Here is a 24429-nt window from a genome sequence, read left to right on the forward strand (position 1 = left end):
GTCTCAGGCCCGTTCGCTTACTCAATGGAGGTGTTGATGTCTTTTTCGCGATCCACTGCTTTTCGTCACCGCGCGGCACCTGCATTGAAGTCGGCCGCTAAATTCATCATTATTAATGCTGTTACCTACGGTCCCGCCGGTGTCACTGGCTGGGCAGTGAAATCGGTAGCGCGACGCCCGTTACGTCTGCTGCTGGCTGTGGCGCTTGAGCCATTGCTGAAACGCGTGATGAACCGGGTGGCATCGCGCTTCATCAGGGAGAAAGATGAAAAGACTGCAAACTGAATTGATGGCGTTGATGAACCGTGGCGTTGATCGCCACCTGCGGCTGGCGGTAACCGGATTAAGCCGCAGCGGCAAAACCGCCTTCATCACCTCACTGGTTAATCAGCTTTTAACCGTTCACAGCGGCGCGCGTTTGCCGCTGTTTTCCGTGGTGCGGGATGAGCGCCTGTTAGGCGTAAAGCGGGTACCCCAGCGTGACATGGGCACGGCCCGTTTCACCTATGACGAAGGGCTGGCACAGCTCTACAGCACGCCGCCTGCCTGGCCCACACCCACCCGCGGCGTCAGCGAAATGCGACTGGCGCTGCGTTATCGTCCCAATGATTCGCTGCTGCGTCACCTGAAAGAGACTGCGACACTCTATCTGGAGATTGTCGACTATCCCGGCGAATGGTTGCTGGATCTGCCGATGCTGGCGCAGGATTATCTCGCCTGGTCCCGGCAGATGAACGGTCTGCTGCAGGGCGATCGGGCTGAGTGGGCAAAGCCCTGGCGAACCCTCTGCGAAAAACTCGACCCGCTTGCACCCGCCGATGAAACCCAGCTGGCAGAGATTGCCGCTGCCTGGACCGACTATCTGCATCGCTGTAAATCTGAAGGCTTACACTTTATTCAGCCCGGTCGCTTCGTGCTGCCTGGCGATATGGCAGGCGCCCCCGCGCTGCAGTTCTTCCCCTGGCCGACGGCTGATGAAGCGCAACTCACTAAGCTGGCGCAGGCGGACAAGGGCAGTAACTTCAGCATGCTGCAGCAGCGGTTTAACTACTACTGTCAGCATGTGGTGAAAGGTTTCTATAAAAATCATTTCCTGCGCTTTGACCGCCAGATTGTGCTGGTTGACTGCCTGCAACCGCTTAACAGCGGACCCCAGGCGTTTAACGATATGCGGCTGGCACTGACGCAGCTGATGCAGAGTTTTCATTACGGTCAGCGAACCCTGTTTCGTCGGCTCTTTTCACCGGTAATCGACAAATTGCTGTTTGCCGCCACCAAGGCTGATCACATCACCAGCGATCAGCACGGCAATATGGTGTCACTGTTGCAGCAGCTGGTGCAGGATGCCTGGCAGAACGCGGCGTTTGAGGGGATTAGCATGGATTGCATCGGGCTGGCGTCGGTGCAGGCGACGCAGAGCGGGCTGGTCGATCACCGGGGCGAGAAGATCCCGGCCCTGCGCGGAAACCGGCTGGATGATGGTGAGCCGCTCACCGTCTATCCGGGTGAAGTCCCGCCGCGTCTGCCCGGTAATGCCTTCTGGCAGCAGCAGGGGTTTCAGTTTGAACAGTTCCGGCCGCAGCAGCTTGACGTCGATCGCCCGCTGCCACATATCCGCATGGATGCCGCGCTGGAATTTTTATTGGGAGATAAATTGCGATGAGTGATCCGCTGAAGCCGCGTATCGATTTTGCCCGTCCGCTGGATGAGAGCAGCGCCACGCCGCTGCGCCCGGCACAGACTTTTGAAGCGGAAGCGCAGGCGGCGTTTCTGGCGGTGCAGGATGAAGAGGTCGCTGTCGAAGAGGAAGGCGCAGGTGAACGGGCGGTGGAGGCTGCGCTGAAACCTAAGCGCAGCCTGTGGCGCAAACTGGTGACCGCTGGCGCGCTGCTGTTTGGCGTCAGCGTGATTGCGCAGGGTGTCCAGTGGACACATGACGCCTGGCTGACCCGCGACTGGTTTTCACTGGGCAGCGGCGTGGCGGGTGGTCTGATCATCCTGGCGGGTGTGGGTGCGCTGACCACCGAGTGGCGTCGTCTCTATCAGCTGCGTCAGCGCGCCGAGGAGCGGGATGTGGGCCGTGAGCTGCTGCACAGTCATGGCATCGGCAAAGGCCGGGCCTTCTGCGAAAAACTGGCGCAGCAGGCAGAGCTGGATCAGGCGCATCCGGCCCTGCAGCGCTGGCATGCTTCGCTGCACGAAACCCACAATGACAGTGAAATTGTCCGCTTATATGCGCAACTGGTGCAGCCGGTGCTGGATCGGCAGGCGCGGCGCGAAATCAGCCGTCATGCTGCGGAAGCCACGCTGATGATTGCGGTCAGCCCGCTGGCGCTGGTGGATATGGCGTTTATCGCCTGGCGTAATCTGCGGCTGGTCAATCGCATCGCGGCTATTTACGGCATTGAGCTGGGCTACTTCAGCCGCATCCGGCTGTTCCGTCTGGTGCTGCTCAACATGGCCTTTGCCGGGGCTTCCGAACTGGTGCGGGAAGTGGGTATGGACTGGATGTCGCAGGATATTGCCGCCCGTCTTTCCACGCGCGCCGCGCAGGGCATTGGCGCGGGTTTGCTGACTGCAAGACTGGGCATCAAAGCGATGGAGCTGTGCCGTCCACTGCCGTGGCTGGAGCAGGATAAACCACGGCTCGGCGATTTCCGTCGTGAGCTGCTGGGCCAGTTGAAAGAGGCGTTGCAGAAGGGTGGCAATAAGTCAGCCTGACGCTCTCGTGACAAATTAAAGGCGGCATTGCCGCCTTTATTCTTTAGTGTGGCTGGCGCAGCACCTGTCGGGAGTCGATGACCAGACACTCACCCGGACAGCCCGACTCATCAGTGATCACCGGATCCGCTGGCAGCGTGTAGGCCATTCCATTTTTCTCCCTGATAAAATGCGCCATCCCGGCAAACATTTGTGACCACTCATCAGGATTTTCTCGGGCAGTACAAAAGTCCGCCATACGCGCCGGAGCTGTCAACTTTTCCTGACAGATCCCTTTCTGCAGGTGCGCGACTTAGCGTATTATTGTCTTATCTGAACCTGATTAAGGCGAACGCAATGCGTCTGGAAGTGTTCTGTCAGGACCGACTCGGTCTGACGCGTGAACTGCTCGATCTGCTGGTGGCACGCAACATTGATTTACGCGGTATCGAAATCACGGCGCTGGGCCGCATCTATCTGAACTTTTCTGCACTGGAATTTGACGCCTTCAGCAATCTGATGGCGGAAATCCGGCGTACACCGGGCGTAACAGATGTGCGCACGGTAGCGTACATGCCCTCTGAACGCGAGCATCGTGCGCTGAGCGCCCTGCTGGTGGCGATGCCGGATCCGGTTTTCTCCATCGATCTGAAAAGCAAGGTTGAACTGGCTAATCCGGCCGCACAGAACCTGTTTAATCTCGATGAAGAGAAGATGCGCAACTTTAGCGCCGGTAACCTGATTAACGGCTTCAACTTCATGCGCTGGCTGGAGAGCGATCGGGTTGAAGCGCAGGCGCAGCATGTGGTCATTGAGGGCCGCGATTTTCTGATGGAAGCGCGTCCTATTTATCTGCCGGGCGAAGAGGGCCAGATCAACAGGCCAGTGGGGGCGATGGTGATGCTGAAGTCGACAGCCCGCATGGGTCGTCAGTTGCAGAATCTGGTGGTCACCGATGAATCGGAGTTTAACCATATCATTGCTGTCACGCCGAAGATGCGTCAGGTGGTGGATCAGGCGCGTAAACTGGCGATGCTCGATGCGCCTTTACTGATTGTTGGCGACACCGGCACCGGGAAAGATATGCTGGCACGCGCCTGCCATCTGCGCAGTGCCCGCGGTAAGAATCCCTTCCTGGCGCTGAACTGTGCCTCACTTCCAGATGACGTCGCTGAAAGCGAGCTGTTTGGTCATGCCGCCGGAGCCTATCCGAATGCGCTGGAAGGTAAGAAGGGATTTTTTGAGCAGGCTAACGGCGGCTCTGTGCTGCTGGATGAGATTGGTGAGATGTCGCCGAGAATGCAGACCAAGCTGCTGCGTTTTCTCAATGATGGCACCTTCCGCCGCGTCGGTGAAGAGCATGAAGTGCATGTCAATGTCCGGGTAATCTGCGCTACGCAGAAAAACCTGATTGAGCTGGTGCAGCGCGGAGAATTCCGCGAGGATCTCTTTTACCGGCTCAATGTGCTGACGCTGCAACTGCCGCCTCTGCGCGATCGTCCGCAGGATATACTGCCGCTGACCGAGATGTTTGTTGCCCGCTTTGCGGATGAGCAGGGGATGGCGCGTCCGCGACTCTCGCCGCAGCTTAACGCTTTTCTGACTCGCTACGCCTGGCCTGGTAACGTGCGTCAGCTGAAAAATGCGCTTTATCGGGCGTTAACCCAACTGGAAGGTTACGAACTGCGTCCGCAGGATATCGTGTTGCCTGAACAGGCACTGGATGTGTCACTGGGTAATGAGGCGCTGGAAGGGACGCTGGATCAGATCACCAGTCGTTTCGAACGGTCGATTCTGACGCGGCTCTATCTCTCCTATCCCAGCACCCGAAAACTGGCAAAACGGCTTGGTGTGTCGCATACGGCGATTGCGAATAAATTGCGGGAGTATGGTCTGGGGCAGAAGCGCACCGAAAGCGAGTAAACGGCAAACAGAAGATGAGAAGCGGATAACCTGGTTATCCGCTTTTTTTATTACTTCAGCGAGGTCAGCGCAGCGTCATAATCAGGCTCAGTGGTGATTTCATCAACCAGCTGGCTGTAGATCACTTTATCGTTCTCATCCAGCACAATCACGGCACGTGCGGTCAGACCTTCCAGCGCACCATCGGCAATTTCCACGCCATAATCATATTTAAACTCTGAGCCGCGCAGCGTCGACAACGTCACCACGTTGTTCAGGTTTTCTGCGCCACAGAAGCGCGACTGGGCAAACGGCAGATCGGCAGAGATGCATAACACCACGGTGTTATTCAGTTCGCTTGCAGCCTGATTGAACTTGCGCACCGATGAAGCACAGACACCGGTATCAACACTCGGGAAAATGTTCAGAATTTTGCGTTTTCCTGCATACTCAGAGAGCGCGACGTTGACCAGGTTTTTCGCTACCAGCGTGAAAGCTTTGGCTTTATCGCCAGCCTGAGGAAACTGACCAGCAACCGGTACGGCATTACCCTGAAAATGAACAGTCTGAGACATAGTGATTCCTTTTAATGATAAAAAAGATCTGACACAAAACGGCTAAAGATAGCCGTTGTTTATGACATAAATGTTAAGGGTTTACGAGTTCAATTGTGGAATTTAACGTGGCGGTCTGCCACTGCATCACACATCGTGGAGTGGAAATGAGAACGGTAAAAAGTTATCCCGAAGCCTGGCCGTTGCACACGCCGTTTGTCATTGCCCGTGGAACCCGGACTGAAGTCAAAGTGGTGGTGGTTGAAATTGAGGAAGACGGAGTAAAAGGCGTTGGCGAAGCGACGCCTTATGCGCGCTATAGTGAAAGCGAGGCGTCGGTGCTGGCGCAAATCGCCGCGCTGCTGCCCGCGCTGCAACAGGGCATGACGCGCGAGGCGTTACAACAGGCGCTGCCCGCCGGGGCGGCGCGCAACGCCATTGACAGCGCGCTGTGGGATCTCGCCGCACACCAGCAGCAGAGCAGCCTCTGGCAGCTTAGTGGTGTGACCGCACCGGAGGATGTCGTGACCGCGCAGACCGTCAGCATTGATACTCCCGAGGCGATGGCCAGCAGCGCGCTGGCGCTGTGGCAGCATGGGGCAACACTACTGAAGATTAAGCTGGATAATAATTTCATTACCGAACGGCTGATGGCGATCCGCGCCGCCGTGCCGGACGCGACCCTGATTGTGGATGCCAATGAATCCTGGCACGCCGAAGGTCTGGCGGCGCGCTGTCAGCTGCTGGCGGACATCAATGTGGCGATGCTGGAACAGCCCCTGCCAGCGGGTGAGGATGCGGCGCTGGAGAACTTTATCCATCCATTGCCCATCTGCGCCGATGAGAGCTGTCACACCCGCGAAAGTCTGGCGGTACTGCGAGGTCGTTATGAGATGGTCAACATCAAGCTGGATAAAGCGGGCGGGCTGACCGAGGCGCTGGCGCTGGCCGATGCGGCTCAGCAGCAGGGGTTTGCGGTAATGCTCGGCTGCATGCTCTGCACCTCGCGGGCGATACGCGCCGCACTGCCGCTGGTGCCGCAGACCCGCTTTGCCGATCTCGACGGGCCGACCTGGCTGGCGGTGGATGCAGAACCGGCGATTAAAGTGCGCAACGGTCAGCTGATCATTGCTGCCAGCGCAGCAGATTAACCATCATCTCCAGGTAGGTTTCAGTGGCTTCATCCACTGAAATCACCGGCATTTCAGCAGTGACGCAGGGCAGGCTGAGATCTTTACACCAGCTGCCGAATGAGCCTGGCGTGTCATAACCAACGCTGCTGACCCGCGGAAGGCCGGTGTGGCTGGCCAGCCAGCCACCAATCTCTGCCTGATGCGGGTCGTCAATACAGCCCAGCGGTTCATGCCATGAGACGATCCAGCGTGGTTTCAGCTGATGAATCAGCGCACAGAGCGCCTGGGTTTCCGGTTCAGAAGCCGGATGAGTGCCGGTCGAGAGCGCCACATCACGATCATCGGCAGCGCTGTTCCAGCGATACACCGTCTCGCCTGACTGCCAGTTCGCCGCCGGAAAGTTGCGGTTGAGATCAACGCCGTTTGCGTTCGCACGCAGCCCGAGCTGACAGCCATCAGGATTGACTGCTAACACCACGTGGTGCCGACGCATTCCATCAGGCAACGTCCGTAATGCGGCGGAGAGGGTGGCGATGGCCGCATTCTCATCACCGTGAGTGCCTGCCAGAATCAATCCGCTCTCGGGATCGCCCAGCGGTGCCGGAAACCAGAGCAGCGGCGCACCCAGCACTGAGCGGCCATACTGCTGATAGGGGACGTCCAGTTTGCCGCGCAGGGGACGTGGATGGAGTGGCGACATAGTTATTTCCTCAAAGGGTTTTACTAAAAGTAGCGGAAAAGCCGTGCGCGGAAAATAGCTATTTATCTGTCAGCCATTTGCGCTAAAGTGCCCTGCACAAGTTGCATCGGCAACAGACTGATGCAGCGCTTCTTTGGGGTAAAGGAGTGATAATGGTCAAGACCTTTCGCATGACGCTGGCAGCAATCAGCCTGAGCAGCATCATCACACCCGCCATCGCGGCGAATCCACCCGCTGGCGCGCAGCTGGCTGAACAGCAGCAGATCGTTCGCCATATTAAAGATGAACCCGCTTCGCTCGATCCGCTTAAAGCGGTAGGACTGCCTGAAATTCAGGTGATACGCGATCTGTTTGAAGGGCTGACCAATCAGGATGCGCAGGGCAAAATCGTGCCGGGCGTGGCGCAGAGCTGGAGCAGCAGCGATAACAAAACCTGGGTCTTTACGCTGCGTAATAACGCGCGCTGGTCGAACGGTGATCCGGTCACGGCTCAGGATTTTGTCTACAGCTGGCAGCGCCTGGTCGATCCAAAAAACAGTTCAGCCTTTGCCTGGTTCGCGGGCTTAAGCGGTATTCAAAATGCGGCAGCGATAACCAAAGGCGAAATGACGCCCGACAAGCTGGGTGTGGTCGCCCAGAGTAAAAACCAGCTGAAGGTGACGCTGGATCGTCCGGTGCCGTGGTTCCCGGCGCTGGTGGCTAACGTGGCGCTTTTCCCGGTGCCGCAGAAAATCATTGCGCAACAGGGTGACAGCTGGACGTCACCCGGCAAACTGGTGGGCAACGGGGCCTATCAGCTCAGCGAACGCGTAGTGAACGAAAAAATCGTACTGACACGTAATCCTCACTACTGGGATGATGCCCATTCGGTGCTGACGAAAGTGACTTTTGTGCCGATTAATGAAGAGTCGAGCGCCACTAAACGTTATCGATCCAACGATATTGATATCACCGAATCCTTCCCGAAAAACATGTATGCGCTACTGAAGAAAACTCTGCCCGGAGAGGTCTACACACCTGACCAGTTAGGCACCTATTACTACGCGTTTAACACGCAGAAAGGGCCGACGGCCGATGTGCGGGTTCGCAAAGCGCTCTCCTGGTCTATCGACCGGAAAGTGATTGCTGAAAAAGTGCTGGGAACCGGTGAGAAACCGGCGTGGCACTTTACGCCAGATGTGACAGCAGGCTTTAAGCCACTGCCCACGTTCATGCAACAGCACGATCAGAACAGCCTGAATGCACAGGCCAAATCGCTGCTCGCTGCTGCCGGTTACGGTCCCGGCAAGCCGCTGAAACTCAAACTGCTCTACAACACCTCTGAGAGCCACCAGAAGATTGCGATTGCTGTGGCCTCAATGTGGAAAAAGAACCTCGGTGTGGATGTCACGCTGGAGAACCAGGAGTGGAAAACCTATATCGACAGCCGTAACAGCGGAAACTTCGATGTGATCCGCGCCTCGTGGGTCGGTGACTACAATGAACCCTCCACTTTCCTGAATCTGCTGACGTCGGGCAACAGCAGCAACATCGCGCGCTTTAACAACGCGGATTATGATGCGGTTATCGCCAAAGCCAGCCGGGAGACCAGCGATCAGGTACGTAACAGCGATTACAACCGTGCCGAGCAGATCCTGGCTGAGCAGGCCCCGATCGCCCCCATCTATCAGTACACCAATGGCCGCCTGATTAAACCCTGGGTCAAAGGCTATCCCATCACTAACCCTGAAGATGTCGCCTACAGTCGCGAACTGTGGATTGAAAAGCACTGAGTGCAGGTGGCCGGTCAACCGGCCACCCTCTGACATCTTTCTACACAGCCCGGAGATTGCAACTCAACACCGTCACGCTAGACTGTATCGTATTGATTTTAGTAGTGAGGCGACGGTGTGGACGTAATTGAAGGAAAAGCGTTACAGGTTTCAGATGCCATAATTTCCTGCCAGCTGGATGGCAAGGGCGGGATGATCCCGATTGCTGAAGATGAAGTCATCCAGTGTGAGCAGCCCTGCTGGCTCCATCTTAACTATACCCACCGTAAAAGCGCGGAATGGCTGCAGTCGACGACACAAATCCCTGATGCCGTGCGAGACGCTTTAGCGGGCGACAGTATGCGTCCACGCGTCAGCCGGCTGGGCGACGGCTTTATGATCGTGCTGCGCAGCGTCAACCACAACAGCGATGCGCGTCGCGACCAGCTGGTGGTGATGCGGGTGTTTATCAACGATAAGCTCATCGTTTCGACCCGGCGGCGTAAAGTTTCTGCCGTCGATGAAGTCCTCACGGATTTGCAGAATGGTAACGGCCCGATTGACTGCGGTAGCTGGCTGGTCGATATCTGTGATGCCCTGACCGATCACACCAGCGAGTTTATCGAAGATTTACATGACAAAATCATTGAGCTGGAAGATGCGCTGCTTGACCAGCGGATGCCGGCACGAGGCGAACTCGGCCTGCTGCGCAAACAGCTGATTGTGATGCGGCGGTATATGGCGCCGCAGCGTGATGTCTATGCGCGGCTGGCCAGTGAAAAACTGGCCTGGATGGATGACACCGAACGCCGCCGGATGCAGGAAATCGCCGATCGGCTGGGACGCGGGCTGGATGATCTGGATGCGGGGGTGGCGCGTACCGCGATTCTGGCTGATGAGGTTGCTTCTGCGATGGCGGAGTCGATGAACCGACGTACCTACACCATGTCACTGATGGCGATGATTTTTCTGCCAGCCACCTTCCTGACCGGCCTGTTTGGCGTCAACCTGGGGGGTATTCCAGGCGGCGAATGGCGATACGGTTTCTCTATCTTCTGTCTGCTGCTGGTGGCACTGGCCGTGGGGGTAGCGGGGTACCTGCGCAAGCGGCGCTGGCTCTAGCGTTATGCGTAGCGTATCGGTTATCTGCGCTGAAAATCCAGTTAAGGACGCAAAAGCTGATCGACATCAAGAACCCATTGTCGCTGCTGACGCAAACTCTCTCCCGCAGGTGAATGCAACGTCAAGCGATGGGCGTTGCGCTCCATATTGTCTTACTTCCTAATTTAGAATTAATGCATAGCACATTTAATTCGAAACATGCCGGCCCGTGTGCCGGCTTTTTTTTTGCCCGCCTGGCTGTAACGCCGTTCCTTACCTAAGCTTAAAGTCCATTCGCAACAAAAGGAGTACGGCATGAGCGCGATTCTTAACAGCGAGCCGATCCCCACGGATCCGATCCCGATTCCTGAGCCTATTCCTCAGCCACAACCCCAGCCTGATCCGCCGACAGATCCGGAATTTCCGCCGATAATGGATCCACCACCGCACCGCAATATATAAAAAAAGGGCGTGCTGCCAGCAGCACGCCCTTAACCTTTCCAGCACTTATTTAATCTGAATCACATCCAGACGCGCGCTGGTATCCGGGGCATCCTCTTCATCAGCCCGCCAGCCAACAGGCTGCAGCGGCAGAGATTCCCGGTCAAAGGCGAGATCCCCGCCGTCAACCACCGCATCGCCATGCTTAATGCCTTTAAAATCGAACAGGTTGATATCCGCCATATGTGACGGCACCACATTCTGCATCGCGCTGAACATGGTTTCGATACGGCCAGGATAGCGCTTATCCCAGTCTCGCAGCATATCGGCCACCACCTGACGCTGCAGGTTCGGCTGAGAACCGCAGAGGTTACACGGAATAATCGGGAACTGACGCGCTTCTGAGAAGCGGATGATATCTTTCTCGCGGCAGTAAGCCAGCGGACGGATCACAATCTGCTTGCCATCGTCGCTCATCAGCTTTGGCGGCATGCCTTTCATTTTTCCGCCGTAAAACATGTTCAGGAACAGCGTCTGCAGAATGTCATCGCGATGGTGGCCCAGCGCAATTTTAGTACAGCCCAGCTCAGTTGCGACGCGATAGAGAATGCCACGGCGCAGGCGCGAGCAGAGTGAGCAGGTGGTTTTGCCTTCCGGGATCTTATCTTTGACGATGGAGTAGGTATCTTCTTCGATAATCCGATACTCAACGCCCTGCGACTCAAGATATTCCGGCAGGATATGCTCAGGGAAGCCCGGCTGTTTCTGGTCGAGGTTAACGGCAATAAGACTGAAGTTGACCGGCGCACTTTTTTGCAGACTGCGCAAAATTTCCAGCATGGTGTAGCTGTCTTTGCCGCCCGACAGGCAGACCATGATGCGGTCGCCTTCTTCAATCATATTAAAATCTGCAATGGCTTCGCCGACGTTACGACGCAGACGTTTTTGCAGTTTATTGAGGTTGTACTGTTCTTTCTTGTCAACCGTTTGATTTTCTTGCATTTTTACCTATCTCAAAATCCAGAAAGCGTAGCTGAAGGGCAAATTGCCGTGCGCGTTCAGCCAGACACTTCACTGCGGTGTCACGAATATGCAGCGTATGGTACGGATTGTTGCCGCGAATGCCAGTACTGGAGTGAAGTAATCAGCGGATAGCCGCCCGGGGAATCCGGCAGAGACTACCCGTTAAGGGGGCAGCGACATAAATCGATGCGGCGGTACTCAATGAAAAATGAGGGCGGGCCTTACCAGGTCATTACCCAAAAATTGCGGGCTGATGTGTCACGGATAGCGTTCAACTATGCGATGTCAGCTGGCTGGGACATCTTTCCACTGGCAATCGATTTCATCATTGTGCGCAGAACAGGATGCCAGTGATGCCTGGTAAGCATCAGCCCGCGCATTCTCTTTTTTTGCCGCACAACCCGCAGTCATAAAAATAATTGAGATAATTAACAGATATTTCATCAGAGCGACCCGTTAACAAAAAAAAGAGCATGCACCGCTATTAATCAATAATGCATAAACGGAGTCCTGTTTATGCTTATCTGATTTGAAATTTTCCTTCGAATTGTTGCTATAAATTCGCAGGGAGTTAAATACCCTGATGTACTGTTAATTTCATTAACGCCTGAATCTGAAAAACACTGCTGTTGAATATGCGTTGACACTGCCGGGTTATAATTGGGAATACGTAAGATGCACAGGCATCACTGTTTTTTTGTATCCCATTAAATCTGAATCGATTTTACTGGCACATATCGCCACGTCCAAAACTGTTGCTTTTCAAAGCAGACGGGTGAAATTAAAGCCATTAAAGTGAATGTGAAAGTTAAAAAGGGCGGCTTTAATTTTTACACTCATAACTGTTTTTCCTGAGAGACCAGCTGTGACTTCATCGTTCCGCACATCATGGTAATGCGGGCAGCGAAACAAATCGTTAAATTGCTGGCTATATATGTGAATAAGGACGGAGCAAACTTTAAATTCGATGAGACATCCGGTAAACACTCACGATATAAAAAATTATGGTGTCCGATTTATATTGACGCTTATACTCTTTTTACTCTGCTATGTTGCAGTCATGTATTGCGGCGTTTTGTTGCTGGTAAACCGACACGGATTGCTGCATTTCCTGCTGCACTGAATTTATTATTGCTAGCCACAGGCTTTAAAAATCCAGCGATAAGCATGATGTAAAAAATGTCTGAGCACTTCCAGCAAACTTTCAGCGCCTTCCCCCACCAGACACTGTCCGGTCTCAAGCGCATTATTTACGGAATTACGATGATCCAGGATCATCATGATGGCCATAGCGCCCGCAATCAGCGTAAAGATAAGCATGCTCAGTACCGGCCAGCTACTTTTACGTACAGAAGCGGACAGGGTTTCGTCACGATGGTCAGAGTTCTGGCGCATTTTTCACCGGATAAATGGTTACCTTAATAAACAATCACGGATTATGACATTAATTCCCGGCGGGCTCTATATCTCAGGTCAGGCTGCATGATGATGATAATAGATGAATCTGATGGAGAGGGCAGAAGGCAGTGCTTACTGATAACTCCCTTCTGCAACGTCCTGGCGCTGACCGGCCTGTGTTCAGCAGGAATGATCTTTATGTAGAGGGATTTACATCATCTCCAGCGACTGAACTCCTTTGATCTCCATGACCTTATCGTAGAGGTGAGCATCGTTTGATTTGCGGGACAGCGTCACCTGAACGCTGAGCTCACACAGACCACTCTCCTCATCCCGGTTAATCACCGTCACATTGCCGTATCGAATGCCTTCCCGCTGCATGACCAGCAGCACCAGCGGCACACTTTTGGGTTTAAGAAAAACCAGCAGCGTATGATGTTTACCGATGAGAAAATGGCTCAGGCGGCGGAAGACTTCCAGCACCACCAGCGCCAGCACCGTGCCATAAATGCCGATCTCATACATGCCGCTGCCAATCACCAGACCAATCGCCGCAGTCACCCATAATCCCGCCGCCGTGGTTAAGCCTTTCACCACCTGCTTCTGAATCATAATGGTGCCTGCGCCAAGGAAACCCATGCCGCTGACTACCTGGGCAGCAATACGGCTGGGATCCAGTGCCACATGGTCACTATTGAGCATATCGGCGAAGCCATATTTCGATACCAGCATAAACATCGCACTGCCGATACCGACCAGAATATGGGTACGCAGTCCCGCTTCTTTGGCCCGCATCTGGCGCTCCATGCCGATCAGGCCGCCGAGAATACCGGCCAGCGCTATGCGAATTAACATATCCATTAACATGGCTTTACTCCGAATTAATAAGGGCCGAAAAAGGGTGACAGTTCAGCGATAACAGGTAAACAAGATAATTCTGCTTGCAAATGACGCCGGAGAATTTTGTAAAAAGCTGTTTCACCTCTCGACCCGTTGTGCTGCCTGACATATGCTGAGCCAGCCTTTTCCCCCACTTCCCGGAGTCCGACTGATGAAAGCAGCCACTTTTTTGCTGGCCGGTGCCGCATTATTACTCTCTGCCTGCAGCAGCAACAGTGATGATAACGAGCCACCGCAACAAGCCACCGCCGCCCACATCCAGCCACGGGTGGTGATGTCTTCCCTGGCAGAAAGCACCTGTTCAAATGCGGGTGGAACGCTGGCATTTTCGCATCAGCTGGATGGCTCAAGAGTGGGGATGTGTCAGTTAGTCAATGGACGTCGGTGTGATGAGCAGGCGTTAATTGGCGGGAATTGCGCGCGCTGATGATCAGGCCGGATTGCTCCGGCCAGCACAGTCAGGCAGAGAGCCGGTTCGGGCAGTTTTCACCGCGGTCGAGCTGGCTGAGATTATTCAGTGTCGTTTCAGAAATGGCGGTCAGCGCTTCGGCGGTTAAAAACGCCTGATGGCCGGTGAACAACACGTTATGGCACGCCGACAGACGGCGGAACACATCGTCCTGAATCACATCATTCGACTTATCTTCAAAGAACAGATCACGTTCATTCTCATAAACATCCATGCCGAGCGCGCCGATTTTCTGCTGTTTCAGCGCGTCAATCGCCGCCTGTGAATCAATCAGGCCACCACGACTGGTGTTGATAACCATCACCCCATCACGCATCTGTTTAAACGCATCGGCGTTGAGCAGATGATGATTCTCCGGCGTCAGCGGGCAGTGCAGGGTAATGACGTGGGATTCAGCAAACAGCGTCTTCAGATCAACATATTCCGCGCCCAGTTCCAGCGCCTGCTCACTCGGGTAGGGATCATACGCCAGCAGCCGCATACCAAAACCTTTCAGAATCCGCATCGTCGCGATCCCGATTTTACCGGTACCGATAACACCCGCGGTTTTGTTATGCATGTTAAAACCGGTCAGGCCGTCGAGCGAAAAGTTTGCGTCACGGGTACGCTGATAAGCGCGATGAATACGGCGATTCAGGGTCATCATCAGGCCGATAGTATGTTCAGCGACCGCTTCCGGTGAGTAGGCCGGCACGCGCACCACTTCCAGACCCAGCTCTTTTGCAGCAGCCAGATCAACATTATTGAAACCGGCACAGCGCAGCGCGATATATTTCACACCCAGCCCGGCCAGCTCTTCCAGCACCGGGCGACTGCCGTCATCGTTTACAAAGATACAGACAGCATCGCAACCCACAGCGGTTTTGGCGGTGCTTTCAGAGAGTAAAAAGTCAAAAAACACCAGTTCAAAGCCGAACTGCTGATTGACCTGCTCAAGATATTTCTGATCGTAATGTTTGGTGCTGTAAACCGCGATTTTCATCGTTGTGCTCCTGCAGAGGTGATAGAGCAAGGATAACGTTTTCTGACTGACTTTGCTGAAACAGCTGACTTGTGTCCGGCGCAGACCTTCACCTCTGGCAGATTACATGCCATCATCGTTGTCAGGATACTGTAAGGAAAAGGATTATGGCTTTTATGCCACGGATGTTCCGGCGACGGCTGGCCGCCATTCTGGCGCTGATTCTGCTGCTGCTCGGCCTGATCTTGACTGTCACGCAATGGCTGCCGCGGCTGGTCGGCATCTGGCTACCTGAAGATACCCGCATTGAGCTGTCGGGCGCACCGCGCTGGCGGGAAGGTGGCCTGTGGTTGCCACAACTTCGTTATCTCGCAGGGGATTGCTCCCTGGCAACGGTAAAGGGGGTATCGCTGGGCTGGCATCAGTCGCGCTGGAAACTGAATGCGTCAGAGCTGACGCTGGATAGCACCTGCCTGCAAAAATTACCGGCCAGTGATGACAGCACGGCAGCCCCCAAAACGCTGGCCGAATGGCAGGCAATGCTGCCTGGCGCCGACGTTCATCTGGGCAAATTAATTGTTACGCCGTGGCAGACGTATGCGGGCGCGCTGGATCTGACGCTGGAAAAAGATCGCCAGCAACTCAGTTATCAGGGCGATAATCTGCAGCTGGCGGCAACGCTGACCGGTCAGCAGCTCGCTATCAGTCGCCTGACGCTCACCCATCCTGCACTTCCTGAACCCGTCACGCTGAGTGGTCATCTGGCGTTACCCACCTTTGCCACTGATCTGCCGGTGAACGGCGAGGTGACCGGACAGCTGGCGCTGGACGCGCTGCCGCATCACCTGAAGCTGACGCTTAACTGGCAGCAGCAGCAGGGCGAGCTACGCGTGGCAATGGCCGAAGTGACCCGACCGCTTCTCAGACTGCCGTGGCAGATCAGCCGCGATCAGATTCGGATTGAAAAGGGCGAATACTTCTGGCCGCTGGAGGCTCAGCCGCTATCAGGGTTTGTTAACCTGACGCTGGATAACTGGCAGTCTGGCCTTGAAAGTAGCCAGATTAGCGGTCGCGTTAACCTGCTGACCCAGGGACGCGGCGGCAAGGGCAACGTGGTGCTCGGCGTCGGGCCCGGCAACCTCAGCCTGACCAACAGCAACCTGCCGTTTCAGCTAACCGGCGAAAGCAAGCTGGCCGACCTGCAACTTTACGGCTCCATTCCGGGCGTGCTCAGCGGCTCGCTGCTCGATCCTCAACTGGTGCTGCAACCTAAATCGCTGCTGCGCCTGCGGGGCCGGTTGCTGTCAACGCTGGAAGTGGACGAAGCGCGCTGGCCGCTGGCGGGCGTACGACTCTCCTCGCAGGGTATTGATGGCCGCCTGCAGGCCATTCTGAATGCGCACGATGCCAGTTTTGGCCGCTTCCGGTTGCATCTCGATGGCCGCGCCAATGATTTCTGGCCCGATAAGGGCGAATGGAACTGGCGCTACTGGGGAGGTGGCGAGATGCTGCCGCTGCAGGCGCGCTGGGATGTTAAAGGCACGGGCGGCTGGCACGACACCCTGATCCATCTGGATACCTTGTCCACCGGTTTTAATCAGCTGGCGTATGGCAGTGTCAACGTTGCAAAACCGCGTCTGACACTGACTAAACCGGTAAACTGGCAGCGTGATGCGGCGCATCCGGCGTTCAATGGGCATTTCCGCCTGCAGGCAGGAGAGACCCGCTTCAGCTATGGCGGACATCTGGCAGATTCCACGCTCGACTTTGAGGCTAAAGGTCGTGATCCCGGCTATTTTATCTGGCGAGGCAGTTTACAAGCGGGCAAGGTTGGCCCGCTGCGGGTTAACGGCCGCTGGGATGGCGAACGGCTGCGCGGCCAGGCCTGGTGGCCGGCACAGTCGCTGACGGTGTTTCAGCCGTTGCTCAGCCCCGACATGAAAATGCAGATCCAGGGCGGCCGTTTGCAGGCACAGGTCGCTTTTTCCGCCGCAAGTGAACAGGGTTTCCAGGCGGGAGGCCACTGGACGGTAAAACAGGGCAGCATCTGGACGCCTGACAGCCAGGTTAACGGTATCGACTTCTCGCTGCCGTTCAGATTCCATGAGCAGCAATGGCAGTTTGGTCAGCATGGCCCGGTATCACTGCGCATTGCCGAGGTTAAGAACCAGTTTGCGATGCAGAATATTCGCGCTGACCTGCAGGGTAACTGGCCGTGGTCCGAACAGGCGCCGCTGACGTTGCAGGATGTCAGCCTTGATCTGCTGGGCGGACAAATTACGCTGCCCGCTTTGCGCATGCCGCAGCATGAGCCAGCCCGGGTGTCGCTGCGCAATATCAGCCTCAGCGAGCTGGTGACGGCGCTGAAACCTAAACAGTTTGCCATGTCGGGCAAGGTCAACGGTGAGCTGCCGCTGTGGCTCAATAATCCACACTGGCTGGTGGAGAAAGGGTGGATTGCCAACAGCGGTCCGCTGACCTTCCGGCTGGATAAAGATATGGCGGATGCGATTACCCGCAATAACGTGGCGACGGGCGCCGCGCTGGACTGGTTACGCTATATGGAAGTCTCCCGCAGCTGGGCCACGATCAATCTGGATAATCTTGGCGACCTCACCATGGAGGCGCAGGTGCAGGGCGTCAGCCAGTTCAGTAACCGTCGTCAGACAGTCAATCTCAACTATCATCATCAGGAAAACCTGTTTCAGCTCTGGCGCAGCCTGCGCTTTGGCGATAATTTGCAATCCTGGTTAGAGCAACATGCGAATTTGCCATCCAACAAGGACACTTCACCATGAGCCTGAGGGCACTACTGGTTCTGGCGGCCGGACTGCTGAGCATCGGCTGCGTGCCGCGCATTGAAGTCACGGCACCTAAAGATCCCATCACCATCAACATGAACGTGAAAATCGAACATGAGATCCACATCAAAGTCGATAAAGACGTGGAAGCGCTACTGAAAAACCAGAGCGGTCTGTTCTGAGGAGAGCAACGATGAAACGCATAAGCGCGGTGTTGTTCCTCGCCCTGACGATGGCGCAGCCTGCCTGGGCACTGACGCTGGATCAGGCGCGGCAATCGGGGCGGGCAGGTGAAACGCTCTCCGGCTATCTGGCGGCACGTGCGCAGGATAGTGAAACGCTGGCACTGGTGCAGCGTATTAATGCCGGACGTCAGCAGGAGTATCAGCGACTGGCAGAACAGAATAATCTCTCCACGGCCGATGTCGCCAGTATTGCCGGACAGAAGCTGGTGAGCCGTGCGGCAGCGGGGGAATATGTGCGCGGCATTAACGGTCAGTGGCTGAGAAAAACGGCAGAGAGCAGTCAGTAACCGGCGAAAAAAAACCGGGCGCATGGCCCGGTCTTTTACAGCGTCATCCTGAGATGAGTGAGACTTATGCCGTCACGATCTGCTTGATAGCGTCTTTCGCTTCAGCGGTCGCTTTGCTGGCCACTTCCGGACCGTAAGCGATGCCTTCAGCAAACACGAACTCAACGTCAGTGATGCCGATGAAGCCCAGGAACAGCTTGACGTAAGGGGTCAGCAGGTCAGTAGGGGTATCTTTGTGGATGCCGCCACGGCTGGAGATAACGACTGCCGTTTTGCCTTTAACCAGACCTTCCGGGCCTGCTTCTGTGTAGCGGAACGTCACGCCAGCACGGGCAATCAGGTCGAAATAGTTTTTCAGCTGCGTAGGGATGTTGAAGTTGTACATTGGCGCGGCAATCACCACTTCATCATGAGCCTGCAGTTCTGCAATCAGTTCATCAGACAGGTCCAGAGCCTCCTGCTGACGAGGTGACAGCGGGGTATCAGAGGGACGCATTGCACCCACTAACTCGCCATCCAGTACCGGGATCGGGTTAGCCGCCAGGTCACGTACGGTAACCTCTTTACCCTGGGCCTTTGCCTGTTCGATGTAGAAGTCAGCGAGCTGGCTTGATTGTGAGTAGCCTGCAAGAATGCTTGATTTCAGAACTAAAACTTTGCTCATGGTGGTTTCCTGTCTGTTACGCGGAAGACTTTCCGCTCAATGGTTTACACTCTACGGTTATCGATGGCGCGGTGAAAGCGCAATATTTCGAGACCCATGTTCGAATTTATTGAATAAGCGTAACCGGGGCCAGCCGCCGGAACAGTTCAGAATGTGCTATGATGCGCGCAATTATTTTTATTGAATCAGCTGGTTATCCCGGCTTGCAGGGCGCTGCTTCAGGCAGCGACACCGTCTGAGTAAGGTACGTCACTATTATGTCATCTCCCGATACTTCCCCACTGGCAGCGCTCTGGTCACGCCTCGACGGCGTAATGCTGCGCGATCGCCAGCGGTTACAGCGCCGTTTACAGGGTGCCAGAAAAGCTAAAAATCCTGAGGCACAGCAGGGCATTGTCAGCGAGCTTGAGCAGGACTTTATCGCAGCCGAGCAGCGCGTGGCCCAGCGCCGTGCGGCCACGCCAGCCATTACCTTCCCGGACAATCTGCCGGTCAGTCAGAAGCAGCAGGATATTGCTGAGGCGATTCGCGATCACCAGGTAGTGATTGTCGCCGGTGAAACCGGCTCGGGTAAAACCACGCAGCTGCCGAAAATCTGTCTGGCGCTGGGGCGTGGTGTGACGGGTCTGATTGGTCATACGCAGCCGCGCCGTCTGGCCGCACGTACCGTGGCGAATCGCATTGCCGATGAGCTCAGCACTTCGCTGGGCGGCTGCGTCGGCTATAAAGTACGGTTTAACGACCAGGTCAGTGACCTGACGCAGATTAAACTGATGACCGACGGGATTCTGCTGGCGGAGATCCAGCAGGATCGTCTGCTGATGCAATATGACACCATCATTATTGATGAAGCGCACGAACGCAGCCTGAATATCGATTTCCTGCTCGGTTATCTGCGTGAGCTGCTGCCGCGTCGCCCCGATCTGAAAGTGATTATCACTTCCGCCACCATCGATCCACAGCGTTTCTCGCGTCATTTCAATAATGCGCCGGTGATTGAGGTCTCAGGCCGGACCTATCCGGTTGAAGTGCGCTATCGGCCGGTGGTTGAAGAGGCGGATGATGGCGATCGTGACCAGCTGCAGGCGATTTTTGATGCCGTAGATGAGCTGGGCCGGGAAAGTCGGGGCGATATCCTGATCTTCATGAGTGGTGAGCGTGAAATACGTGATACCGCCGACGCGCTGAACAAACGCGATCTGCCACACACCGAAGTGCTGCCGCTCTATGCACGGCTGTCGAACGCTGAACAGAACCGGGTGTTTCAGTCGCACAATGGTCGTCGTATCGTGCTGGCGACCAACGTCGCGGAAACCTCACTGACGGTGCCTGGGATTAAATATGTGATCGATCCCGGTACGGCGCGTATCAGTCGTTACAGTTTCCGTACCAAAGTGCAGCGCCTGCCGATTGAACCGATATCACAGGCGTCTGCCAACCAGCGTAAAGGGCGTTGCGGCCGCGTTTCAGACGGTATCTGTATCCGCCTTTACGCGGAAGATGACTTCCTGAGTCGTCCGGCCTTTACCGATCCTGAAATCCTGCGCACCAACCTGGCGTCAGTCATCCTGCAGATGACCTCGCTGGGCCTCGGCGATATCGCCGCCTTCCCGTTTGTGGAAGCGCCCGATAAGCGCAATATCCAGGATGGCGTCCGCCTGCTGGAAGAGCTGGGCGCGCTGACCCTGAACGAAGAGACCGGTCACTACAAGCTCACCGGTTCCGGGCGTCAGCTGGCGCAGCTGCCGGTGGATCCCCGCCTGGCGCGGATGGTGCTGGAAGCGCAGAAATTTGGCTGCGTGCGCGAAGTGATGATTATCACCGCTGGCCTGTCGATTCAGGACCCGCGTGAGCGTCCGGCAGATAAAAAGCAGGCGTCCGACGAGAAGCACCGGCGCTTTGCCGACAAAGACTCCGACTTCCTCGCCTATGTGAATCTCTGGAACTACCTGGCGGAGCAGCAGAAAGCGCTGTCCGGGAATGTTTTCCGCCGCCAGTGCAAAAGCGATTTCCTTAACTATCTGCGCGTGCGGGAATGGCAGGATATCTACACCCAGTTGCGGCAGGTGGTGCGTGAACTGGGCATTCCGGTTAACAGTGAACCGGCTGAGCTGCAGCCCGTCCACTGCGCGCTGTTAAGCGGTCTGCTGTCGCATATCGGGCAGAAAGACACCGATAAGCAGGAGTATACCGGCGCGCGCAATACCCGCTTCGCGATCTTCCCTGGCTCCGGGCTGTTTAAAAAGCCGCCGAAGTGGACCATGGTGGCGGAACTGGTCGAGACCAGCCGCCTGTGGGGCCGCACGGCGGGCCGTATTGAACCAGAGTGGATTGAGCCGCTGGCACAGCATCTGATCAAGCGCAGCTACAGTGAACCGCACTGGGAGAAATCGCAGGGCGCGGTGATGGCCACCGAAAAAGTCACGCTCTATGGCCTGCCGATTGTCGCCGCCCGTAAAGTTAACTATGGCAGCATCGATCCCACCCTGAGCCGTGAACTGTTTATTCGTCACGCGCTGGTGGAGGGCGACTGGCAGACCCGACACGCCTTCTTCCGCGCAAACCAGAAGCTGCGCAGCGAAGTGGAAGATCTGGAACACAAATCCCGTCGCCGCGACATTCTGGTTGATGACGAAACGCTGTTTGCTTTTTATGACCAGCGCATTGGCAAAGAGGTGGTCTCGGCGAAGCATTTCGACAGCTGGTGGAAACAGGCCAGTCGCGAAAACGCAGAACTGCTGAATTTCGACAAGCAGATGCTGATCAAAGAGGGCGCGGATAAAGTCAGTCAGCTCGACTACCCCAACTTCTGGCATCAGGGCAACCTCAAACTGAAGCTGAGTTATCAGTTTGAGCCTGGCGCAGATGCGGATGGCGTGACGGTACATATTCCGCTGCCGCTGCTGAACCAGGTAGAGGATAGCGGTTTTGAGTGGCAGATCCCCGGTGTACGCCGTGAACTAATCATCGCACTGATTAAGTCGCTGCCAAAGCCGCTGCGCCGTAACCTGGTGCCTGCGCCCAACTACGCCGAGGCGTTCTTAGGAAGAGTGAAAGCGATGGAGATGCCGCTGCCTGATGCGCTGGCGCGGGAATTTCGCCGCATGACCGGCGTCACGCTGGAGCGGGAAAACTGGCAGTGGGAACAGGTGCCCGATCATCTGAAAATGACGTTCCGGGTAGTCGACGAGCACAACCGTAAACTGCTGGAAGGTAAAGATCTCACTGCGCTTAAGGCACAGCTGAAAGACAAAGTGCAGGAAACGCTGTCGAAAGTGGCGGATGACGGGCTGGAGCAGAGCGGGCTGCATATCTGGAGTTTTGGCGATCTGCCACGCAGTTATGAACAGAAGCGCGGCAGCTACCAGGTTAAAGCCTGGCCTGCGCTGGTGGACGAGAAAGAGAGCGTCGCCATTCGCCTGTTTGACAGCGAGCAGGAGCAGCAAAAAATGATGTGGCGCGGTCAGCGTCGCCTGCTGCTGCTGAATGTGCCGTCACCGGTTAAGTATCTGCACGAGAAGTTGCCGAACAAAGCCAAGCTCGGACTCTACTTTAACCCTTATGGCAAAGTGCTGGAGCTGATTGACGACTGCATCGCCTGTGGCATCGACAAGCTGATGGGGGAAGCGGGCGGTCCGGCCTGGGATCAAACCTCGTTTGAGCAGTTGCGTGACAAAGTGCGCGGCGAACTCAATGAAACCGTGGTGACCATCGCGAAGCAGGTCGAGCAGATCCTGACGGCAGTCTTCAACATTAATAAGCGTCTGAAGGGCCGGGTCGATATGACCATGGCGCTGGCGTTATCTGACATCAAAGCGCAGTTAAGTGGCCTGGTTTATCGCGGTTTTGTCACCGGCAACGGCTGGCAGCGACTGGCCGATACGCTGCGTTATCTGCATGGGATTGAGCGCCGACTGGAAAAACTGCCTGCCGATCCGCACAGCGATCGTGCGCGGATGTTAAAAGTGCAGGCAGTGGAGCAGGCTTATCAGGCGTGGCGCAACAAGTTGCCGCCGCAGCGTCAGGATGATGAAGAGGTGCAAAATATCCGCTGGATGATCGAAGAGCTGCGAATCAGTTACTTTGCTCAGCAGCTGGGTACGCCTTATCCCATCTCAGATAAGCGTATTCTGCAGATGATGGAGCAGATAGCGGGTTAAGTGCCGGGATGCGCGCCGTAACCGGCGCGCATCCGATGATGGCGAGTGAGAGTGCGGACTACTGCGCGAGGGATTCCAGCTTATCTTTAAACGAGGTGACCGAAATCGCGCGGTTATCAGCCAGGTAGCGATCTTTCGCTGCCGGTGCTGAGCTTTGTACCGCGATTAACTGCCAGCCTTTATCGCTATTGAGCAGCAGTGGCGAACCACTGTCACCTGGCAGGGTGTCACACTGATGCGACAACACGGCGCGCTGCGCCCAGCCGGTAATCAGGCAATCGCTGTGGGAGTAAAGCGTGTCCAGATGATCAGCCGGATAGCCTGCCTGCGTCACTTTGCGTCCGGTCAGCTTCAGCGCCGCAGTGAGATCGCTGCGTGAGCCATCGAACAGCGGAATAGGCGTAATCGCTGAGGGCGGATTGCGTAAAATCACGATGCCGTAATCATAGGGGGCTGCACTGCTCGGCACGATCCAGCCTTCACCGTCCGCTTTTAACTTTGATGCCAGCGAGGGTTCAACCCGCGCATCAATATCATGAAGCTCGTAGCGCCAGCCTTTATCGCTGGCCATAAATCGCAGCGCAACCGGCTTATCGAAATTACCCGGCGGGGCAAGCAGGCAGTGTCCGGCGGTCAGCGCCAGATGCGGAGAGATGAGTGTGGCAGTACAGAGGTTGCCGCTTTCGGTTTCCAGCTGACCAATGGCATCCCAGGGGGCAGCGGTAATATCGGTGATTGCCTGGCGATGATCCTTACCGAAAAACAGCATCTTAATTTCAGCAGGAGTAGGCGAGTCATCGTCATCATCGGCATGAACCGTGGTGGCAAAGCTGAAGAGTCCAACCATTAACAGGGTAGCCAGGCGCATAGAAATCTCAATGGCGAGAAAAAATTAACGTTATTGTTATTACGTAAGTACGGTAACTATAGTCGGTGAGCGTTGAAAAAGGGAGTTTTATTGGTTAATCAGTACGCTACAGCGGTTAAACAAAAAAGCTTGCTGCAACAATGCCACACAGGATCATCACCAGCAGAATAATTTCGAAGCGATAGCGACGCACCATATCATCCACTCCAGTAAAGAAACACCCGGCAGAACCGGGTGTTTTTAATCATCATCTCGTGGCCGTGCGCTGAAGGCGACCTTAGTTTTTAGCTGCTGGTTTCACAACTTTTTTGTGGTGAACTTTTTTAGCAGCCTGAGCTTTCTGTGCAGCTGGTTTAGCTACTTTTTTGTGG

At 55.6% G+C, this 24429-nt stretch carries 20 protein-coding genes; 12 read left to right on the forward strand and 8 right to left on the reverse strand.

All coding sequences use genetic code 11. The features are described from left to right. The first annotated feature begins 36 nt into the window (after window positions 1–36). The 4 genes from pspD to tyrR all read left to right on the forward strand — a co-directional run bounded on the left by pspD (window position 37) and on the right by tyrR (window position 4623). Window positions 37–285: a phage shock protein PspD gene (gene pspD / locus AFL22_RS17520; protein ID WP_010670225.1), complete on the forward strand. Its 249-nt coding sequence runs from the start codon at window positions 37–39 to the stop codon at window positions 283–285. Further along, the gene (locus AFL22_RS17525) at window positions 266–1663 is read left to right on the forward strand and encodes a YcjX family protein (protein WP_010244602.1); all 1398 of its coding nucleotides are present in this window, start codon (window positions 266–268) and stop codon (window positions 1661–1663) included. The genes pspD and AFL22_RS17525 overlap by 20 nt, the downstream gene beginning before the upstream one ends. After that, a complete protein-coding gene (locus AFL22_RS17530) occupies window positions 1660–2721 on the forward strand; it encodes a YcjF family protein (protein WP_052271820.1) in 1062 nt (353 codons plus the stop codon). Before AFL22_RS17525 ends, AFL22_RS17530 begins: the two co-directional genes overlap by 4 nt. A 336-nt stretch (window positions 2722–3057) precedes the next feature. Beyond that, window positions 3058–4623 (forward strand): transcriptional regulator TyrR, encoded by a 1566-nt coding sequence (gene tyrR, locus AFL22_RS17540; protein ID WP_052271822.1) that lies wholly within the window; start codon window positions 3058–3060, stop codon window positions 4621–4623. 50 nt (window positions 4624–4673) lie between these two features. On the opposite strand, the gene tpx is transcribed toward tyrR, so the two are convergent. After that, entirely contained in the window at window positions 4674–5177 is a 504-nt protein-coding gene (gene tpx, locus AFL22_RS17545; protein ID WP_052271823.1) for a thiol peroxidase, read from the reverse strand. Between the two features lie 146 nt (window positions 5178–5323). Here tpx and ycjG point away from each other — a divergent pair, with 146 nt between their 5' ends. Continuing rightward, entirely contained in the window at window positions 5324–6307 is a 984-nt protein-coding gene (gene ycjG, locus AFL22_RS17550; RefSeq protein ID WP_052271824.1) for an L-Ala-D/L-Glu epimerase, read from the forward strand. Here the strand turns inward: ycjG and mpaA are convergent. Continuing rightward, window positions 6282–6989: a murein tripeptide amidase MpaA gene (gene mpaA, locus AFL22_RS17555; RefSeq protein ID WP_033757784.1), complete on the reverse strand. Its 708-nt coding sequence runs from the start codon at window positions 6987–6989 to the stop codon at window positions 6282–6284. The two genes, ycjG and mpaA, sit on opposite strands and share 26 nt — an antisense overlap. Before the next feature lie 152 nt (window positions 6990–7141). On the opposite strand from mpaA, the gene AFL22_RS17560 reads away from it, so the two are divergent. Next, on the forward strand, window positions 7142–8761 hold the full coding sequence (locus AFL22_RS17560) for a peptide ABC transporter substrate-binding protein (protein ID WP_010670219.1): 1620 nt from the start codon (window positions 7142–7144) through the stop codon (window positions 8759–8761). Between the two features lie 117 nt (window positions 8762–8878). Further along, window positions 8879–9862: a zinc transporter ZntB gene (gene zntB / locus AFL22_RS17565; protein ID WP_010244630.1), complete on the forward strand. Its 984-nt coding sequence runs from the start codon at window positions 8879–8881 to the stop codon at window positions 9860–9862. A gap of 486 nt (window positions 9863–10348) precedes the next feature. Here zntB and ttcA read toward each other — a convergent pair whose 3' ends face one another. The 3 genes from ttcA to AFL22_RS17580 all read right to left on the reverse strand — a co-directional run bounded on the left by ttcA (window position 10349) and on the right by AFL22_RS17580 (window position 13570). After that, entirely contained in the window at window positions 10349–11284 is a 936-nt protein-coding gene (gene ttcA, locus AFL22_RS17570) for a tRNA 2-thiocytidine(32) synthetase TtcA (protein ID WP_052271825.1), read from the reverse strand. A 1155-nt stretch (window positions 11285–12439) separates the two neighbouring features. Beyond that, window positions 12440–12700, reverse strand: coding sequence for a hypothetical protein (locus AFL22_RS17575; RefSeq protein ID WP_033771847.1), 261 nt, complete (start codon window positions 12698–12700; stop codon window positions 12440–12442). Between the two features lie 213 nt (window positions 12701–12913). After that, a complete protein-coding gene (locus AFL22_RS17580; RefSeq protein ID WP_010244641.1) occupies window positions 12914–13570 on the reverse strand; it encodes an MgtC/SapB family protein in 657 nt (218 codons plus the stop codon). A 184-nt stretch (window positions 13571–13754) separates the two neighbouring features. On the opposite strand from AFL22_RS17580, the gene AFL22_RS17585 reads away from it, so the two are divergent. After that, window positions 13755–14030: a DUF333 domain-containing protein gene (locus AFL22_RS17585; RefSeq protein ID WP_003853763.1), complete on the forward strand. Its 276-nt coding sequence runs from the start codon at window positions 13755–13757 to the stop codon at window positions 14028–14030. Window positions 14031–14061: 31 nt separating this feature from the next. Here AFL22_RS17585 and AFL22_RS17590 read toward each other — a convergent pair whose 3' ends face one another. Continuing rightward, window positions 14062–15054 (reverse strand): 2-hydroxyacid dehydrogenase, encoded by a 993-nt coding sequence (locus AFL22_RS17590; protein ID WP_010244644.1) that lies wholly within the window; start codon window positions 15052–15054, stop codon window positions 14062–14064. A gap of 146 nt (window positions 15055–15200) precedes the next feature. Here AFL22_RS17590 and AFL22_RS17595 point away from each other — a divergent pair, with 146 nt between their 5' ends. Genes AFL22_RS17595 through AFL22_RS17605 form a run of 3 tightly spaced genes read left to right on the forward strand, consistent with a single transcriptional unit; the run spans window position 15201 to window position 18366 of the window. Then, a complete protein-coding gene (locus AFL22_RS17595; protein ID WP_052271826.1) occupies window positions 15201–17831 on the forward strand; it encodes a YdbH family protein in 2631 nt (876 codons plus the stop codon). Continuing rightward, complete coding sequence (locus AFL22_RS17600) at window positions 17828–18016, forward strand: YnbE family lipoprotein (RefSeq protein ID WP_009090058.1); 189 nt, start codon at window positions 17828–17830, stop codon at window positions 18014–18016. Before AFL22_RS17595 ends, AFL22_RS17600 begins: the two co-directional genes overlap by 4 nt. An 11-nt stretch (window positions 18017–18027) precedes the next feature. Then, window positions 18028–18366 carry a YdbL family protein gene (locus tag AFL22_RS17605; protein WP_010244649.1) on the forward strand — a complete coding sequence of 113 codons (339 nt, stop codon included), beginning with the start codon at window positions 18028–18030 and terminating at the stop codon, window positions 18364–18366. Between the two features lie 64 nt (window positions 18367–18430). Here the strand turns inward: AFL22_RS17605 and azoR are convergent, their stop codons facing one another. After that, a complete protein-coding gene (azoR, locus tag AFL22_RS17610; RefSeq protein ID WP_010244651.1) occupies window positions 18431–19030 on the reverse strand; it encodes an FMN-dependent NADH-azoreductase in 600 nt (199 codons plus the stop codon). A gap of 257 nt (window positions 19031–19287) precedes the next feature. On the opposite strand from azoR, the gene hrpA reads away from it, so the two are divergent. After that, window positions 19288–23190, forward strand: a complete 3903-nt coding sequence (gene hrpA / locus AFL22_RS17615) for an ATP-dependent RNA helicase HrpA (RefSeq protein ID WP_052271827.1) — start codon at window positions 19288–19290, stop codon at window positions 23188–23190. A 58-nt stretch (window positions 23191–23248) separates the two neighbouring features. On the opposite strand, the gene AFL22_RS17620 is transcribed toward hrpA, so the two are convergent. Beyond that, the gene (locus AFL22_RS17620) at window positions 23249–24058 is read right to left on the reverse strand and encodes a serine protease (RefSeq protein WP_010670211.1); all 810 of its coding nucleotides are present in this window, start codon (window positions 24056–24058) and stop codon (window positions 23249–23251) included. Window positions 24059–24429 lie beyond the last annotated feature (371 nt).

This window comes from Pantoea sp. CFSAN033090, from assembly GCF_001264395.1.
Taxonomy (GTDB): Bacteria; Pseudomonadota; Gammaproteobacteria; order Enterobacterales; family Enterobacteriaceae; genus Pantoea; species Pantoea agglomerans.